At 72.6% G+C, this 14,044-nt stretch carries 17 protein-coding genes; 10 read left to right on the top strand and 7 right to left on the bottom strand.

Annotation, left to right across the window (positions count from 1 at the left end):
* The first annotated feature begins 17 nt into the window (after positions 1 to 17).
* The 7 genes from ACZ4SV_RS25900 to ACZ4SV_RS25870 are packed head-to-tail and all read left to right on the top strand — an operon-like array spanning position 18 to position 3,785.
* The gene (locus tag ACZ4SV_RS25900) at positions 18 to 281 is read left to right on the top strand and encodes a gas vesicle protein GvpG (protein ID WP_397938681.1); all 264 of its coding nucleotides are present in this window, start codon (positions 18 to 20) and stop codon (positions 279 to 281) included.
* The gene (locus tag ACZ4SV_RS25895) at positions 278 to 895 is read left to right on the top strand and encodes a DNA primase (protein WP_468006786.1); all 618 of its coding nucleotides are present in this window, start codon (positions 278 to 280) and stop codon (positions 893 to 895) included. Before ACZ4SV_RS25900 ends, ACZ4SV_RS25895 begins: the two co-directional genes overlap by 4 nt.
* A complete protein-coding gene (locus ACZ4SV_RS25890; RefSeq protein WP_468006784.1) occupies positions 892 to 2,223 on the top strand; it encodes an SRPBCC family protein in 1,332 nt (443 codons plus the stop codon). The genes ACZ4SV_RS25895 and ACZ4SV_RS25890 overlap by 4 nt, the downstream gene beginning before the upstream one ends.
* Entirely contained in the window at positions 2,220 to 2,555 is a 336-nt protein-coding gene (locus ACZ4SV_RS25885; protein ID WP_365878859.1) for a gas vesicle protein, read from the top strand. Before ACZ4SV_RS25890 ends, ACZ4SV_RS25885 begins: the two co-directional genes overlap by 4 nt.
* Positions 2,552 to 3,322 carry a GvpL/GvpF family gas vesicle protein gene (locus tag ACZ4SV_RS25880; RefSeq protein WP_365878857.1) on the top strand — a complete coding sequence of 257 codons (771 nt, stop codon included), beginning with the start codon at positions 2,552 to 2,554 and terminating at the stop codon, positions 3,320 to 3,322. The genes ACZ4SV_RS25885 and ACZ4SV_RS25880 overlap by 4 nt, the downstream gene beginning before the upstream one ends.
* Positions 3,319 to 3,507, top strand: a complete 189-nt coding sequence (locus tag ACZ4SV_RS25875) for a gas vesicle protein (protein WP_365878855.1) — start codon at positions 3,319 to 3,321, stop codon at positions 3,505 to 3,507. Before ACZ4SV_RS25880 ends, ACZ4SV_RS25875 begins: the two co-directional genes overlap by 4 nt.
* Positions 3,504 to 3,785 (top strand): gas vesicle protein K, encoded by a 282-nt coding sequence (locus ACZ4SV_RS25870; protein ID WP_397938672.1) that lies wholly within the window; start codon positions 3,504 to 3,506, stop codon positions 3,783 to 3,785. The genes ACZ4SV_RS25875 and ACZ4SV_RS25870 overlap by 4 nt, the downstream gene beginning before the upstream one ends.
* A 19-nt stretch (positions 3,786 to 3,804) precedes the next feature.
* Here ACZ4SV_RS25870 and ACZ4SV_RS25865 read toward each other — a convergent pair whose 3' ends face one another.
* From ACZ4SV_RS25865 to ACZ4SV_RS25855, 3 genes are all read right to left on the bottom strand, one after another.
* Complete coding sequence (locus ACZ4SV_RS25865) at positions 3,805 to 3,975, bottom strand: hydrophobic protein (protein ID WP_365878851.1); 171 nt, start codon at positions 3,973 to 3,975, stop codon at positions 3,805 to 3,807.
* A gap of 42 nt (positions 3,976 to 4,017) precedes the next feature.
* Positions 4,018 to 4,839 carry a class I SAM-dependent methyltransferase gene (locus ACZ4SV_RS25860; protein WP_468006781.1) on the bottom strand — a complete coding sequence of 274 codons (822 nt, stop codon included), beginning with the start codon at positions 4,837 to 4,839 and terminating at the stop codon, positions 4,018 to 4,020.
* A gap of 176 nt (positions 4,840 to 5,015) precedes the next feature.
* Complete coding sequence (locus tag ACZ4SV_RS25855) at positions 5,016 to 6,512, bottom strand: bifunctional phosphatase PAP2/diacylglycerol kinase family protein (protein WP_365878847.1); 1,497 nt, start codon at positions 6,510 to 6,512, stop codon at positions 5,016 to 5,018.
* A gap of 74 nt (positions 6,513 to 6,586) precedes the next feature.
* On the opposite strand from ACZ4SV_RS25855, the gene ACZ4SV_RS25850 reads away from it, so the two are divergent.
* Complete coding sequence (locus ACZ4SV_RS25850; RefSeq protein WP_468006779.1) at positions 6,587 to 7,249, top strand: histidine phosphatase family protein; 663 nt, start codon at positions 6,587 to 6,589, stop codon at positions 7,247 to 7,249.
* Positions 7,250 to 7,579: 330 nt separating this feature from the next.
* On the opposite strand, the gene ACZ4SV_RS25845 is transcribed toward ACZ4SV_RS25850, so the two are convergent.
* Positions 7,580 to 8,287 (bottom strand): CBM20 domain-containing protein, encoded by a 708-nt coding sequence (locus ACZ4SV_RS25845; RefSeq protein ID WP_468006777.1) that lies wholly within the window; start codon positions 8,285 to 8,287, stop codon positions 7,580 to 7,582.
* A 596-nt stretch (positions 8,288 to 8,883) separates the two neighbouring features.
* Here ACZ4SV_RS25845 and ACZ4SV_RS25840 point away from each other — a divergent pair.
* Both ACZ4SV_RS25840 and ACZ4SV_RS25835 read left to right on the top strand, forming a co-directional pair.
* Positions 8,884 to 10,503, top strand: coding sequence for an ABC-F family ATP-binding cassette domain-containing protein (locus ACZ4SV_RS25840; RefSeq protein ID WP_365878841.1), 1,620 nt, complete (start codon positions 8,884 to 8,886; stop codon positions 10,501 to 10,503).
* 137 nt (positions 10,504 to 10,640) lie between these two features.
* Positions 10,641 to 10,928: a DUF6158 family protein gene (locus ACZ4SV_RS25835; protein WP_365878839.1), complete on the top strand. Its 288-nt coding sequence runs from the start codon at positions 10,641 to 10,643 to the stop codon at positions 10,926 to 10,928.
* A 75-nt stretch (positions 10,929 to 11,003) separates the two neighbouring features.
* On the opposite strand, the gene ACZ4SV_RS25830 is transcribed toward ACZ4SV_RS25835, so the two are convergent.
* The 3 genes from ACZ4SV_RS25830 to ACZ4SV_RS25820 form a co-directional block, all read right to left on the bottom strand.
* A complete protein-coding gene (locus ACZ4SV_RS25830) occupies positions 11,004 to 11,546 on the bottom strand; it encodes a type 1 glutamine amidotransferase domain-containing protein (RefSeq protein ID WP_365878837.1) in 543 nt (180 codons plus the stop codon).
* 93 nt (positions 11,547 to 11,639) lie between these two features.
* Complete coding sequence (locus tag ACZ4SV_RS25825; RefSeq protein ID WP_365878835.1) at positions 11,640 to 12,017, bottom strand: DUF2795 domain-containing protein; 378 nt, start codon at positions 12,015 to 12,017, stop codon at positions 11,640 to 11,642.
* 76 nt (positions 12,018 to 12,093) lie between these two features.
* The gene (locus ACZ4SV_RS25820; protein WP_468006774.1) at positions 12,094 to 13,890 is read right to left on the bottom strand and encodes a thiamine pyrophosphate-requiring protein; all 1,797 of its coding nucleotides are present in this window, start codon (positions 13,888 to 13,890) and stop codon (positions 12,094 to 12,096) included.
* Positions 13,891 to 14,044 lie beyond the last annotated feature (154 nt).

Raw genomic sequence — 14,044 nt, 5'->3', positions numbered from 1 at the left:
AACGGAAGGAGACCACCGTGGGACTGATCGGCGAAGTGCTGATGCTGCCGTTCGCGCCTGTGCGCGGCAGCGCGTGGGCCGTCAAACAGGTGCTCCGCGAGGCGGAACGGATCTACTACGACCCCGCCACCGTACGGGCCGAACTCGCCCGTCTCGAAGAGCGACTGGAGGCGGGGGAGATCACCGAGGAGGAGTTCGACCGGACCGAGGACGAACTGCTCGACCGGCTGGAGACCGCGCTGCGCTCCGGCGACACCACAGGCAACGGAACGGGACGATGAACCGAACGGCACTGGGCCTCGCCGTAGGGGCCGGATACATGCTCGGACGCACCAAGAAGCTGAAGATGGCGCTCGCCGTCGGCTCCCTGGTGGCCGGCAAGAAGCTGAACCTCAGCCCGAAGATGCTCGCGGACGTGGTGAGCCAGCAGCTGAAGAGCAACCCCCAGTTCAAGGAGATCGGGGACCAGCTGCGCCAGGACATGCGGGGCGTCGGCAAGGCGGCTTCCGGCGCGATGGTCGAGCGGCAGCTCAACTCGCTCGCCGACCGGCTGCAGGGCCGTACCGCACAGGTGCGGGACCAGCTGTCGGGCGCCGCGCCGGGCGGCTCCGAGGACGAGACGGACGACGAGGAGAGCGCCGAGCCGCGCGAGAAGCGCCGGGAACGCGGCCGTGACGACGGCGGCGGGGACCGGGAGGCCGGGCCGCGCGGCAAGGCACCGGCCAAGAAGGCACCGGACAAGACGGCCCCCGCCAAGAAGGCCGCGGCCAAGAAGACGGCTCCCGCGAAGAAGACGGCGGCCAAGAAGACCACCGCGGCCCGCAAGGCCGCGCAGCAGACGACCGGCGCCGGACGCGCCGCCGCACGGCCGTCGAAGGGCGGCGATGACCGATGACCGACACCCAGGGATCCGCCGGCCGGGCGGCGGGCAAGGCCACCGGACAGGACGGCCCGCTGGCCCAGATCGCCCACAGCGAGGCCGCCGACCGGCTGAAGGCCGAGGCACAGGAGTACCTGTCCGCGCAGGCCACGAAGATGCTCACCGGCCTCGGCCGCAAGCTGGGCCAGACCACGGGCAAGCTGAACGACATCGCCGAGGGCAACAGCCCCGGCTTCGCCAAGCTGGCGCTCGACGGCGGCCGCAAGCTGGCCGAGGGCAAGGGCCCGCTGCGCTCCGCCCTGGAGGTGGGCGCCTCCCGCGCCAAGGAGAACGTGATGGACGCGGTCAGAAGCCTCGGGGGCAGCAAGGGCAAGAAGGGCGGCGCGGGCAAGAAGCCCACCGTCATCATGGAGTCCGTCGACGTCGGCGTGCCGCAGCGCACCGCCTACGACCAGTGGACGCAGTACCAGAGCTTCAGCACCTTCGCCAAGGGCGTCAAGAGCGCGAGCCGCTCCGACGACACCCACTCCGACTGGCAGGCGAAGATCTTCTGGTCCAGCCGTAGCTGGAAGGCGCAGACGACCGAGCAGATACCCGACTACCGCATCCAGTGGACGTCGGAGGGCGCCAAGGGCACCACCAAGGGCGTGGTCTCCTTCCACCGGCTGGAGGAGAACCTCACCCGGGTGCTGCTGGTCATCGAGTACTACCCGACCGGTCTGTTCGAGAAGACCGGCAACATCTGGCGCGCGCAGGGCCGCCGGGCCAGGCTGGACCTGAAGAACTTCGCCCGCTTCATCACCCTCAAGGGGGAGGCGGAGGACGCCTGGCGCGGCGAGATCCGCGACGGCGAGGTGGTCCGCAGCCACGAGGACGCCGTGGCCGAGGAGGAGCGGGAACAGGAGCAGGACCAGGACCAGGAGTCCGAGGCGCAGGCGTCCGGGGACGAGTCCGAGGAACCCCAGGAGGACGAGGAGCCCGAGGAGACCGACGAGGGCGAGGAGCCCCAGGAGGGCGACGAGGGCGTCCAGGGCGCGGAGCCCGGGGAGGCCGAAGAGGAGCCCTACGAGGAGGAGACGGAGTCCTACGACGGCGAAGAGGCCCCGGAGGAGGACGAGGACGAGGAGGACGGCTCGTACGAGGACGAGGAAGAGGGCCCGTACGAGGACGAGGAGGACGCGGAGTCCGGCGAGGCCGAGGAGGACGAAGAGGAGCCTTACGAGGACGAGGCCGAACCCGAGGACGCCGAGGACGCCGAGTACGACGAGGACGCGGAAGCGGCGGAAGAGGCGGAGGACGAGGAAGAGGAACCCGAGTACGCCGGGCGCGGGGGCCGTCGATGACGACACCCGGCCGTTTCCCCGAGCCCTATGGCCAGGGCTCGGGGGCCAACCTCGCCGACATCCTGGAGCGCGTGCTCGACAAGGGTGTCGTCATCGCGGGTGACATCCGGATCAACCTGCTCGACATCGAACTGCTCACCATCAAGCTGCGCCTCATCGTCGCGTCGGTCGACAAGGCCAAGGAGATGGGTATCGACTGGTGGGAGACCGATCCGGCGCTGTCCTCCGGGGCCCGCCGCGACGAGCTGGCCCGGGAGAACGCCGAGCTGAGAGAGCGGCTCGCCCGGCTGGAGGAACTGGAACTCGGCCGCGCCCCGAGGGAGGCACCATGACCGGACTGCGGTACGTGTACGCCGTGTGCCGCCCCTTCGGGACGCCGCTGCAGGCGGAGCTCACGGGCGTCGGCGGTGCTCCGCCGGCCCTGTTGCACCACCACGGGCTGGTCGCGGTGGTCAGTACGGTCCCGGAGGCCGACTTCTGCGAGGACGCGCTGAAGGCCCACCTGGAGGACCTCGACTGGCTCTCCGCGACCGCCCGGGCCCACCAGGGCGTGGTCGACGCGCTCACCACGGTCACCACCCCGCTGCCGCTGCGGCTCGCCACCGTCTTCCGCGACGACAGCGCCGTGCGCACGATGATCGAGGCCCGGGAGGACCACTTCCGCTCCCTGCTGGACCGGCTGGACGGCCGGGTGGAGTGGGGCGTGAAGGTGTACATCGAAGCCGAGCCCGAGCCGGCCGAGCCCGTGCCCGCCGGGCCGCAGGCCAAGCCGGGAAGCGGCCGGGAGTACCTGCGCCGCCGGCGCGAGCGCGGCCAGGCCCGGGAGGAGACCTGGCAGCGGGCCGAGGGGTTCGCCCGGTCGCTGCACGAGCGTCTGGCCGGGCGCGCCGAGGACGTCCGCCTGCACGCGCCGCAGAATTCCGCGCTGTCCGGCGCGGCGGGAAAGAACGTGCTCAACGCGGCCTATCTGGTGTCCCGGGCGCATTCCGAGGAATTCGTGGAACTCGTGGACCGCACGAAGGACGAGGAATCCGGGATCCGGGTCGAACTCACCGGCCCGTGGGCCGCCTATTCGTTCACCGGGGAGGCCGCGTCGTGACCGTCGTCGAACGGCGGGAGATCGCACTCGTCGACCTGCTCGACCGGCTGCTGGCCGGCGGGGTCGTGATCACCGGGGACATCACCCTGCGGATCGCGGACGTCGATCTCGTCCGCATCGATCTGAACGCGCTGATCAGCTCGGTGAACGAAACGGTCCCCTCACCCTTCGAGGAGCTGCTGTGAGCGCGCGCAAACGGCTCGACCTGGAACCCGACACGGTCGAGCGCGACCTGGTGAAACTGGTGCTGACCGTGGTGGAACTGCTGCGCCAGCTCATGGAGCGGCAGGCCGTGCGCCGGTTCGACACCGGTGACCTGACCGAGGAGCAGGAGGAGCGGATCGGTCTCACCCTCATGCTCCTGGAGGACCGCATGGCCGAGCTGCGCGACCGCTACGGACTGCGGCCCGAGGACCTGAACCTGGACCTCGGGCCGCTCGGACCGCTGCTGCCGCGTGACTGAGACGTCCGCGGACGTCACCTCACCATCGGTACCAGCGGCCCCGGCCGCCTCCGGCGCTCGTGCTGCGGACCAGGAAGCCCAGCAGCCAGATGACCAGGACCGCCAGGGCGATCCACCAGAGAATCTTCACGGCGAAGCCGAGGCCGAAAAGAACGACGGCCAGAAGCAGTACCAGCAGAATGGGAACCATAGTGTGAACCTCCTGCCGATCGTGTTTCCGTAAATTCACGGATCAGGCTTCTTTGCGGCACAGAATCTCCCCGTGGAGCACGGCGAACCAGCCGTCCTCGCGCCTGCCCCACTCCCGCCACGCCCCGGAGACGGCCCGCAGCCGCTCCGGGGTGGCGTGACCGCCCGCGGTGGCCCGGCCGGCGTAGGCGGAGGCCAGCGTGCGGTCCGCCCACAGCCCGCTCCACCATGCCCGCTCCTCGGCCGTGGCGTAGGTCCAGGTGCTGGAGGTGGCGGTGACGTCGGTCAGGCCGGCGGCCAGCGCCCACGCCCTCAGCCGGCGCCCGGCGTCGGGCTCGCCGCCGTTGGCGCGGGCCACCCGCTCGTACAGGTCCAGCCAGTCGTCCAGCCCGGGCACCGCCGGGTACCAGGTCATCGCCGCGTAGTCCGCGTCGCGTACGGCGATGAACCCGCCCGGCCGTGTCACCCGGCGCATCTCCCGCAGCGCCCGCACCGGGTCGCCCACGTGCTGGAGCACCTGATGGGCGTGGACCACGCAGAAGGTGTCGTCCGGGTAGTCCAGGGCGTGCACGTCGGCCACCGCGAAGTCGACGTTGGCCAGACCCCGTGCGGCGGCGGTGGCCCGGGCCTGCTCCAGGACGCCGGGCGCCTGGTCGACTCCGGTGACGTGGCCGTCGGGGACCAGGGCCGCCAGGTCGGCCGTGATGGTGCCGGGCCCGCAGCCGATGTCCAGGATCTTCATGTGGGGCTTCAGGGAGCCGAGCAGATAGGCCGCGGAGTTGGCGGCGGTACGCCAGGTGTGCGAACGCAGCACCGACTCGTGGTGTCCGTGCGTGTAGACGGCGCTCTCCCGTGCTTCCGGCATGGCTGTGCCTCTTCACCCGTCGTGGCCGAAACCGGCCGGGCCCCGCCCGCCGGTACGGCACCACGGTACGCGCGCCACCCGCATGGTGAGACCCCGATCTCGCCATGCGGACGCGCGTCCGATGGGCGGGCCGGGGTCCGGGGTGGGCCGGGGTCCGGGGCGGGCCGGTGCGGTGTTCAGCCGTTCAGGCTCAGCGGGCGGTAGACGGTCAGGGCCTCCGGCAGCTTCTCCAGGGTCACCTCGCCCGACACCGCCGTCACCTCGCCGTCGTAGGCCAGCGGGGTGTCCGGGGCGAGACCGGTCAGCCGCAGCCGGTTCACCTGCACCGCCGCGTGCGCCGGCGACCGGGTCAGCGGGCCCGCGACCGCCGCCGCGAGCAGCCGCAGCGCGGGCCTGCGGCTGCCGTGCACCACCCGCACGTCCAGCAGCCCGTCCGCCAGATCGGTGCGGCGGCCCGGCGTGAGCCCCATGCGGTGGTAGACGCCGGCGCCGACGAACAGCAGCCACAGGGGCCGCCGGTCCCCGCCCACCTCCACCTCCAGCGGATGCCGGTCGGCCCGCAGCACGCGCAGCGCGCCCAGCACCCCGGCCGGCCAGCCGCCGATCCGGTGCGACCAGCGGTCCCGGGCGCGCACCAGCTCCGGGTACACGCCGAGACTCAGCGTGTTGAGGAACAGGCCCTGCCGGTCCCCGGCGGTGAACCGGCCCGCGTCCACCCGGACCGCCTCGCCGTGCCGGACCGCCCGGGCCAGCAGGCGCTCGTCCTCCACGCCCAGGTCGTAGGCGAAGTGGTTCAGGGTGCCGCCCGGCAGCACCGCGAGCGGCAGCCCGTGCCGCAGCGCGACCTCCGCCGCCGCGTTCACCGTGCCGTCGCCCCCGCACACCCCGAGCACCCGCGCCCGGGCCGCCGCCTTCTCCAGTTCCTCCCCGACGTCCTCCGGCGCGCACTCGACGATCTCCGCCGCCGGCAGCGCGGCGTGCAGCGCACGCACCCGGTCCGCCGTCCCCGACGCCTGGTTGGCGACCATCACCAGACCGTCGCCCTCGGGCAGCGCCGGGACCTCGGCCCGCGGCCGGGCGGGCCGCCGTACCTGGGCGCGGGTCGGCACCAGCCGCCGTACCAGGAAGGCCGCGCCCGCCCCGAGCGCCGCCCCGGCCAGCACATCGCTCGGGAAGTGCACCCCGGTGTAGACCCGGGACGCCGCCACCGAGAACGCCGCCGGTGCCACCGCCGCGCCCCAGGCCGGGGACTCCAGGGCCACCCCGGCCGCGAAGGCGGCGGCGGAGGCCGCGTGCCCGGACGGGAAGGACGTGGTGATGGGCTGCCGCTTCAGCCGCCGCACCAGCGGCACCGGGTCCAGCGCCGGCCGGGCCCGGCGCACCGAGCGCTTGCCGAGGGTGTTGATCGTCAGCGAGGCCAGACCGAGCGAGGCCAGGCCCCGGACCGCCGCCCGGCGGCCCCGGGGGGTGCGGCTCGCGGCCATGGCGGCGGCCGTCGCGAACCACAGCACGCCGTGGTTCGCGCTCCGGCTCAGCCGGGGCAGCACCCGCTCGGCGCCGGGCCAGTTCCAGGCGGCGGCGGCCTCGAACAGCCGCCCGTCGAGGTCGAGCAGCGTACGCAGCGGGGCACGGGCGGCGGCCGCGGGATCAGTCAGGTCCAGATCTGGGCTCATGCGGTGCGGTTACCCTGAAGTGCCCTTTTCGTGTCCCCGAGCGCCGGCGGTCCGGCGCGGGAGGAGAACCCCGGATGCGCCTGCTCCTCGTCCGCCACGGCCAGACCCCGTCCAACCTGGACCACCTGCTGGACACCGCGGTGCCCGGCCCGGGACTGACCCCGCTCGGCGAGGCACAGGCCGCCGCGCTGCCCGCGGCGCTCGCCGGCGAGGACATCGGGGCGCTCTACGCCTCCACACTGGTCCGCACCCAGCGGACCGCCGCACCGCTGGCCGCCGCCCGCGGCCTGGAGGTGCTCGTCCGGGACGGCATCCGCGAGCTGTCCGCCGGCGACCTGGAGATGCTGCCCGGACACTCCCCGCAGGGCGAGCGGTACCTGCGCACGGCGTTCGCGTGGGCGGCCGGGGACACCGCGCTGCGCATGCCCGGCGGCGAGAGCGGCGCGGAGGCCCTGGCCCGGTACGACGCCGTGGTCGCCGAGGCCGCCGCGAGCGGGGTCCGGACCGTCGCCATGGTCAGCCACGGCGCCGCGATCCGCGTCTGGACCGCCGCCCGCGCCGCCAACGTGGACGTCGCCTTCGCCGCGGCCCGCCCGCTGGAGAACACCGGCGTGGTCGTCCTGGATGGCTCCCCGGACGACGGCTGGCAGGTCCTGTCCTGGGAGGGCGCCCTGGTGGAGCCGGCGGGCGAGGGCGGCCCGGCCGGGGACGCGCTGGACGCGGCCCGGGGCGTCTAGGGGCCTCACGTGCGGATCGTGCCGGGCTGATCCAGGGCCTTCCGCCCGGGCCGTCCGGGCCGGGCGGATCAGGCGCGGTGTCGCCGCGCGGTGTCCGGGCCCGCGAGCCCGGCCTGATCCGGACCACAGGCCCTCGGGCCGGGCCTGATCGGGGCGACAGGCTCGCGAGCCCGGCCTGATCGGGGCGACAGGCCCTCGGGCCGGGCCTGATCCGGAGCGCAGGCCCTCGGGCCGCGCCCGTTTCCGTCCGTCCGTGGTGCCGGGCACACTGGCGGGTGCCGGGGCCGAGGGGTATCTGTCCCATACCCCTCGGCCCCGGTGCCGGCGGTGTCAGCGCCAGGTGTCGTCGAGCGTCAGGGTGCCGGTGGACGGTGCCGTGACGGTGCGGTTGTCACCGTTCTCCCAGATCACCGTCCCGTCGGGGTTCTTCTTCAGGTACTTGTACTGCACGGCGGTGCCGGACGGCAGCCGGTGGGCGCCGGACCACAGCGGGTAGGACGCCGAGTCGGTGGTCAGCGGGAGGGCCTTGGCCGGGTCCCAGCCGCCGAGGTCGGCCAGGTCGCCGGAGACGTAGAGCTTCTGGCCCCACGTGGTGGAGGCGGTGGCGTGGAAGGCGGCGGTCACCTGGCCGGCGTTCCAGCGGTCGTCGGTGCCCGGCACGTCCGGGGAGACGGTCAGGCTGCGGTTGGGGATGCTCTCCCAGGTCACGGCCCCGGTGGGGGAGCGCTTGATGTACTTGTACTGCACCGTGGCGCCGACGGGCAGCCGCACGCCGGCCGACCACTGCGGATAGGCGCTGGCGGTGGTGCCCAGGGGGACGGCCTTGGCCGGGTCCCAGGAGCCGAGCTGCGGAGCGCTGCCGGACACCAGCAGGGTCTCGCCCTGGGTGGTGGCCTGCACCCGGAAGGTGACCGAGGCGTCCTCGGCCGTGGTGGCGTGGGCGCGGGGAGCGGTGCCGGCGAGCAGTCCGGCGAGGAGCACGGCGAGCAAGAGGACCGGCCGCCAGGCGGCCGGGACCCGATCGCGTATCGCGAGCATGTCATTCCCTTCGGAACGGGAGGCGGCGGGCCCGTGCCCGCCGTCCGCGCACATCCCAACACAGCTTGGAATCGGAACGTGACCGAACGTGCTCGTTGCGTTCACCCGGGGACGCGTTCCGGCCGCATCGCCCGATTTTTTTCGGCTGCTTCATCAAAGTCCTGAACGAACGGGCACGGTGGCGGGTGGCATGCCCCCTGAGGCTGGTCGCAGGGGTGCGGGCCCCCGGGAACCTCTCCGCGCTGACATCCGGACGTCACCTCCCGGCCGCGCTCCGGCCGCCGGAAGCGTCGCCGGACCCTTGCGCAAGATGACGCAAAGTTTTTCATTTGAGACATCGGATGGGCAGGCCGTGCTGCGGTCGCACGGGCACGGGAAAACATGTCGATCAGGCTCCCAGGCACGGCGTCTGGCGGACTGGGAGCGATCGTGAGGGCCAGCGGCAAATTGTTGAAAGTGCTTGCATAGGGCGGATAGCTCAGCCGGGACCGTGACCCGCCTTGTGCGACGGCGGAGCCGTCCCCGGACGGGTGGTGCGCGGTGCCGGAGGATATGGGTTTGCCCCCGGTGCCGGGGGCCCCGCACAATGCCTGCCCATGGGACATCTGGAAGCCGCGCACCTGGAGTACTACCTGCCCGACGGAAGGGCCCTGCTCGGCGATGTCTCGTTCCGGGTCGGCGAAGGGGCGACCGTCGCGCTGGTCGGCCCGAACGGCGCCGGCAAGACCACCCTGCTGCGGCTGATCTCCGGTGAGCTGAAACCGCACGGCGGCACCGTCACGGTCAGCGGCGGCCTCGGCGTGATGCGCCAGTTCGTCGGCTCCGTACGCGACGAGACGACCGTACGGGACCTGCTGGTCTCCGTCGCCCCGCCGCGCCTCCGGGAGGCCGCGCGGGCCGTGGACGCCGCCGAGCACGCCCTGATGACCGTCGACGACGAGGCCGCCCAGATGGGCTACGCCCAGGCCCTCGCCGACTGGGCCGAGGCGCGCGGCTACGAGGCCGAGACCCTGTGGGACATGTGCACCACCGCAGCCCTCGGCATGCCCTACGAGCGCGCCCAGTGGCGCCAGGTGCGCACCCTGTCCGGCGGCGAGCAGAAGCGGCTCGTGCTGGAGGCGCTGCTGCGCGGCACCGACGAGGTGCTGCTGCTGGACGAGCCGGACAACTACCTCGACGTGCCCGGCAAGCGCTGGCTGGAGGAACAGCTCAAGGAGACCCGGAAGACGGTCCTGTTCGTCTCCCACGACCGCGAACTGCTCGCTCGCGCCGCCGAGAAGATCGTCTCCGTCGAACCGGGCCCCGCCGGCGCCGACGCCTGGGTGCACGGCGGCGGCTTCGCCACGTACCACGAGGCCCGCCGCGAACGCTTCGCCCGCTTCGAGGAGTTGCGCCGCCGCTGGGACGAGAAGCACGCCCAGTTGAAGAAGCTGGTGCTGAGCCTGCGTCAGGCCGCCGCCGTCAGCCACGAGATGGCCTCCCGCTACGCGGCGGCACAGACCCGGCTGCGCAAGTTCGAGGAGGCCGGACCGCCGCCGGAGCCGCCCCGCGAGCAGGAGATCACCATGCGGCTGAAGGGCGGCCGCACCGGCGTACGGGCCGTCACCTGCGAGGAACTCGAACTGACCGGTCTGATGCGGCCGTTCGACCTGGAGGTCTTCTACGGCGAACGGGTCGCCGTCCTCGGCTCCAACGGTTCGGGCAAGTCGCACTTCCTGCGGCTGCTGGCCGGCGAGGACGTCGCGCACACCGGGCGGTGGAAACTGGGCGCCCGGGTCGTGCCGGGCCACTTCGCGCAGACCCACGCCCACCCCGAACTGCAGGGCCGCCCCCTCCTCGACATCCTCTGGCAGGAGCACGCCCAGGACCGGGGCGCGGCCATGTCCCGGCTGCGCCGCTACGAACTCACCCGGCAGGCCGAGCAGTCCTTCGACCGGCTCTCCGGCGGACAGCAGGCCCGCTTCCAGATCCTGCTGCTGGAGCTGGCCGGCGTCACCGCGCTGCTGCTGGACGAGCCCACCGACAACCTCGACCTGGAGTCCGCCGAGGCGCTCCAGGAGGGGCTGGAGGCGTTCGACGGCACGGTGCTGGCGGTCACCCACGACCGCTGGTTCGCCCGCTCCTTCGACCGCTTCCTGGTCTTCGGCAGCGACGGCCGGGTCCGCGAGACCGCGGAGCCGGTCTGGGACGAACGGCGGGTCGAGCGGAGCAGGTGATCCGGGCCGGCCCGGCCCGGCACGCCCACCGGCGCGTCACCCCGGAAGTTCGTACAGTGGACCCAGGGACCCGGCGCCCCGGGTCCCTCCCGGAAATCACTCGGAGGCAGTGCGCGCCGGGCGGGTACCCGTAGGCCATGAACGAACACGACGAGCGGGGCACCACCATGACCGGAGTCGACCCCAGCCGGCTGGACGACCAGCAGCTCATGAAGGAGCTGGAGACGATCCACCGCACGCGCCACGACACCCTCCTGTACGGCTCGAACGACGCCCTGCGGGCCCACAACGAGCGCATGGCGCAACTGGAGGGCGAGTACCTGCGCCGCAACCCGCGCCGCCTGGTCAGCGCGGCCCGCACCCGCGAGGGCGCCCGTGAGCGCGGCAGCGGCGAGGGGGCGACCCCGGGCACGTCCGGCACCTGACATCCGCGGTACCGCGCGCACAGAAAAGGGCCGGCCCCGCCGGGGCCGGCCCTTACGCATCACACCATCCGGTGATCAGCCGGCCTCGCCGGCGAACACGTGCAGGAACGCCTCGCAGAACGCCTTCAGATCATCCGGCTTACGGCTGGTCACCAACTGGTTGGAACCGTGGTCGCAGATCTTCACCTGCTCGTCCACCCAGGTGCCGCCGGCGTTGCGGATGTCCGTGGCGAGACTCGGCCAGGACGTGAGCACCCGGCCGCGCACGACGTCCGCCTCCACCAGCGTCCACGGCGCGTGGCAGATCGCGGCGACCGGCCGGCCGCCCTCGAAGAACTCCTTCACGAACGCGACGGCCTTCTCGTCCATCCGCAGGAAGTCCGGGTTGGCCACCCCGCCCGGCAGCACCAGAGCGCCGAACGACCCGGCCGACGCCTCGGACACCACCTCGTCCACGGGGAACGTGTCCGCCTTGTCGAGATGGTTGAACGCCTGGATCTTCCCGGACTCGGTCGACACCAGCACCGGCTCGTGCCCGGCGCCCTCGGCCGCCTTCCACGGCTCGGTCAGCTCGACCTGCTCGACACCCTCCGGTGCCACCAGAAACGCGATACGCATGATGTCCTGTCTCCTTTCAGCTTCCGCGGCGCCGCCCCGCAGGCCCGGGCGCGCCGCTTCCTTCCCCTGGCCCCCGTCTGGCCGGGCCGTGGCTCAGGCGCCGCCGGTCAGCGCCTGCGCCAGTTGCTGCACGTTCTGGTACCGGTCCCCGTGCGGCAGACCGGCCACACCGTCGATCAGCCCGCCGGGCGCGTTGCTCCGGCGCAGCGCGCGGGCCAGCTCGCCCGGCTGCGCGGGGAAGGCGTGCCGGCTCAGGTGCCGGGCCAGCTCCAGCCGGGTCCGCTCCAGCGACGCCGGGGATCCCAGACCGCCCACCGGGCCGCTCCAGACCTCCGGATCGTCGTCCGCGGCCGGCTCCGGGTCGTGCCACTCCTCGACGCGCGTGGGATGGCCGGATTGGAGCAGACCCTTCAGTTCATGCTTCATCTCGTCGTCGCGATGGACGCTCAGCCGGTCACTGCCTCGCTGCATATCTCCCTCCAGAGGGTCGAAGGTCCGCCCCGCGTACCCACTGCCACCCGTCCGACACGGCCTTCGTGCCGTACGGTCAGTGCCTGGTCCGGCCCGGCAGGAACTCCTGCATCTTCGCCTTCAGGCCCTGTTTGACCATCGCGCCCCGGTCGGCGTCGCCCTTCAGGATCGACGTGGCCGTGGCCTGCAGTTGTTCCCAGGTGGCGTGCGGCGGGATCGGCGGTACGGCGGGGTCGGTGAGGAACTCGATCACCACCGGGCCGTCCGCCTCCAGGGCGGCCCGCCAGCCCGCCTCCACGTCCTCCGGCTTCTCCACCCGGATGCCGGTCAGGCCGAGCGAACGGGCGAACGCCGCGTACTGCACGTCCGGGAGCGACTGCGAGGGCAGGAACGACGGCGCGCCCTCCATGGCCCGCATCTCCCAGGTCACCTGGTTCAGGTCCTGGTTGTTCCACACGGCCACCACCAGCCGCGGATCCGGCCAGCTGTCCCGGTACTTCGCCGCCGTGATCATCTCCGCGAGCCCGTTCATCTGCATCGCGCCGTCCCCGACGAGCGCGAACACCGGCCGGTCCGGGTGGGCGAACTTCGCCCCGATCGCGTACGGCACCCCCGGGCCCATCGTCGCCAGCGTCCCGGACAGCGAACCGCGCATGCCGGCCCGCATCGTGATGTGCCGCGCGTACCAGTTGGCGACCGAACCGGAGTCCGACGTCAGGATCGCGTTGTCCGGCAGCAGCGGGTCCAGCGCCCGCGCCACGTACTCCGGGTTGATCGGATCGGCCGACATCCCGGCCCGCCGCTCCATCGTCTCGTGCCACCGCTTGACGTTCGCGCACACCGTGTCGTGCCACTCGCGCCCGCGCCCGTCCGCCGTCAGCAGCGGGATCAGCCGCCGCAGCGTCGCCTGCGCGTCGCCGACCAGGTTCACCTCGTACGGATAGCGCATGCCGATCATGTGCGGGTCGATGTCGATCTGCACCCCGCGCGCCTTGCCGAACTCCGGCATGAACTGCGTGTACGGGAACGACGAGCCGATCGTCAGCAGGGTGTCGCAGTCCCGCATCATCTCGTACGAGGGCCGGCTGCCGAGCAGTCCGATCGGCCCCGTCACATACGGCAGTTCGTCGCTCAGCACGTCCTTGCCGAGCAGCGCCTTCGCCACGCCCGCGCCGAGCATCTCGGCGATCTCCTGCACCTCCGCGATGGCACCGGCCGCGCCCTGCCCGATCAGGACGGCCACCTTGTCGCCCGCATTCAGCACGTCCGCCGCCCGGCGCAGCGCCTCGTCCGTCGGGGTCGCCGTGTACTCGCTCATGCCGAGGCTGGACGGCACCATCTTGAACGCGTGCGTCGGCGGCGAGTAGTCCAGTTCCTGCACGTCGGCCGGGATGATCAGCGCGGTCGGGCAGCGCCGGGCGTACGCCGTGCGGATCGCCCGGTCCAGCACGTTCGGCAACTGCTCGGGCACCGTCACCGTCTCCACGAACTCGGAGGCGACGTCCTTGTACAGCGTGTGCAGGTCGACTTCCTGCTGGTAGGAGCCGCCCATCGCGGTCCGGTTGGTCTGGCCGACGATCGCCAGCACCGGCACGTGGTCCAGCTTCGCGTCGTACAGGCCGTTGAGCAGGTGGATCGCGCCGGGTCCGGACGTCGCCGCGCACACCCCGAGACGTCCGCTGAACTTCGCGTAGCCGACCGCCTCGAAGGCGGACATCTCCTCGTGCCGGGACTGGATGAACCGCGGGTGGTTCTCGGCGCGGCCCCAGGCGGCGAGCAGCCCGTTGATGCCGTCGCCCGGATAGCCGAAAACCTGTTCCACGCCCCAGGCGCGCAGGCGCTCGAGGATGTGGTCCGAGACCTTGGTGCCCATGGAGAGACCTCCCCGGTGCGGTACGAAGCGGACGGTCGGTCCAGCGGGTACCGAGTCACCTGCGCGGCAGCCGGAAAACCTCCGGCGCGCCCGAAGGTGCGGGCTCCGCGCGTGCCGTCACCCGGCCGGCCCCGCGTGTCGCGCGAATGGGCTC

It is taken from the genome of Streptomyces sp. NPDC027672, from assembly GCF_055566335.1.
Note: the sequence above shows the minus strand (reverse complement) of the source record. Positions and strands in the feature narration are given on the sequence as shown.